This is a genomic window from Halobellus captivus (assembly GCF_007655485.1).
Taxonomy (GTDB): Archaea; Halobacteriota; Halobacteria; order Halobacteriales; family Haloferacaceae; genus Haloquadratum; species Haloquadratum captivum.
On record NZ_VJXQ01000008.1, the window covers coordinates 1 to 1,959 of the forward strand.

The following is a 1,959-nucleotide window of genomic DNA, read 5'->3' on the forward strand; positions in this document are numbered from 1 at the left end:
GCCGTCTCGGAGGGCGTATTGTCCTGTGACATAGCGAGTTATTCCTCTGCGTCGTCGACGAGTGCTTTCAGATCAGCGTAGCGGTTGGTCTCGTCGACGATCTCGTCTTTCGTGTAGCCCTGTTCGCGGGCCCGTTCGAAGAGATCTCGAAGCTCGTCGGGGTCGACGTCGCGAAGCTCCATCTCATCTCGGAGGGCGCGGCGATAGAGGGCGGACCCGTTGATATGGCTGTTCCACGTCAGGTACAGATCATCGATGTCTTCGATGGTGACTGCCCGTGTGATCATATGTGCGGGGTGGGTATGCACCGGTTGAGTCCCGGTCCATGGTGGTGCGATAGCTAGAAGATCGGTATATGCTTTCTGGCCACCAGCTGGCGCAAAAATCTAAAGTAAATTATAACCGGAGAGTTCATTCACCTCGCAAAGGTACCGTTAACCAACAATGGGGTTAGATACCGTTGACTGTTGGTTAAGACTGAAATCGCGCTCTACTCGAGTTCCACGACCTCTCCACGCCCGTTGTCGAGGATTTCTCGCACCTCGGCCAAGAGTTCCTGACCTTCCTCGTGGAGCCTTGTCCCTTCATCGAGGTCACACTCGTCCGCATCGAGCTGCTCAATGATTTCTTCGACACGGGCCAGCCGGTCGTGGATCTCTTGGTCGTTTGCCACGCTTAGATCACCCCCAACCAAAGCCCAGTGATGGCCAACAACAGCAACAACAGCACAGCGATTGCGGCCTTGTAGTAGACCGGCGGGAGGCCCTCGGGTACGGCCGCCTCGTCGACTGCTTCAGCAAGCTCCCGTTCATGTTCGTGCTCCTGCTGGAAGGTTTCGTACGCAGCGTCGAGTTGCTGTGCCAGCGGCTTGACTTCGCCCGCCAAGAACTCCTCGCGGGAATTCACGATATACTCACCGGCGGCCGTCGGCGTGATCGTTGCCACATCCGCGACCTGATCGGCGATTAACCGGTCGTCAGTATGCCCGATCGCCGTGACGATCGGGGTGTTTGCGGTGAAGATAGCTTCCGAGACCCGCTCGGTGTTGAACGCCTGGAGGTTCGAATCGCTCCCGCCACCGCGACCGACGATAATCGCGTCGACGTCCTCGGAGCGGTCCAGATGGTGGATGCCGTTCGCGATGGATGTGGGCGACTCCGACCCTTGGACGGTGGCGTCCTTCACCAGGATGTCGACGGTAGGGTCCTGTTCGTGGATCGCGTTCTGGATGTCATAACGGGCATCGCCACGGAGGGAGGTTACGACCCCAACCCGCTCTGGGAACGCCGGCGGGCGCTGTTTCTGCTCGTCGTCGAACCAGCCACGCTCTTCGAGTTCGCTTCGTAGTCGCTCGACGGCAGCTGCTTGATCGCCGTCGCCGACGACGATCACCTTCCACGGTTTGAGGTCGATTTTCCCGCCCTCTGTCCAGTAGTCGATATCGCCTTCGAGGATGACCTCGGTCCCGTCCTCGAGNTAGCGGTTCGCCCAGAGCATACAGGGAAGCTCGGCGTCGCCGTCAGTCAGGGTGAAATAGAGGGCGGTACTGTTCTGATGGAGATCCGTGACCTCGCCAATACAGCGAACGCCGTTGAGGGCAGGCGTGTCCTGGACGACCGATGCAATTCGGTCGTTCAGCTCTTGGACTGAAAGAACATTACCGGACAGGGCATCATCTACCTCCCGTTCGGCATCAGCCATCGCACTAACTTAAGACGGGGAGAGCAGATTCAAAAATGTACCCCTCAGTGCCAGTGTACCCTACCAACTGTTCTGTGTCCTTGAATTACTCCAGTAACCCGAGATCAGTGAGCCGATTTTCGATCACTGTAAGCGCTTGTTCGGCATCGTCAAGCTGTTTTCCGCCCGTGATGACGAGCTTTCCACTCCCGAAGAGGAGTGCGACGACGTCCGGGTCGTCAAGTCGGTAGACGAGCCCCGGGAACTGCTCTGGTTCGT

General features: G+C 58.1%; 3 protein-coding genes and 1 pseudogene. All 4 read right to left on the reverse strand.

Annotation, left to right across the window (positions count from 1 at the left end; genetic code table 11):
• Window positions 1-38: 38 nt before the first annotated feature.
• Window positions 39-287, reverse strand: coding sequence for a hypothetical protein (locus FJT57_RS15135; protein WP_049987855.1), 249 nt, complete (start codon window positions 285-287; stop codon window positions 39-41).
• A gap of 203 nt (window positions 288-490) precedes the next feature.
• Window positions 491-673 (reverse strand): exodeoxyribonuclease VII small subunit, encoded by a 183-nt coding sequence (gene xseB / locus FJT57_RS15140; protein WP_119712814.1) that lies wholly within the window; start codon window positions 671-673, stop codon window positions 491-493.
• Window positions 674-675: 2 nt separating this feature from the next.
• Entirely contained in the window at window positions 676-1,701 is a 1,026-nt protein-coding gene (gene xseA / locus FJT57_RS15145; RefSeq protein ID WP_144906688.1) for an exodeoxyribonuclease VII large subunit, read from the reverse strand.
• A gap of 85 nt (window positions 1,702-1,786) precedes the next feature.
• Window positions 1,787-1,959, reverse strand: a pseudogene (locus FJT57_RS17385) (TATA-box-binding protein); the annotation flags it as partial.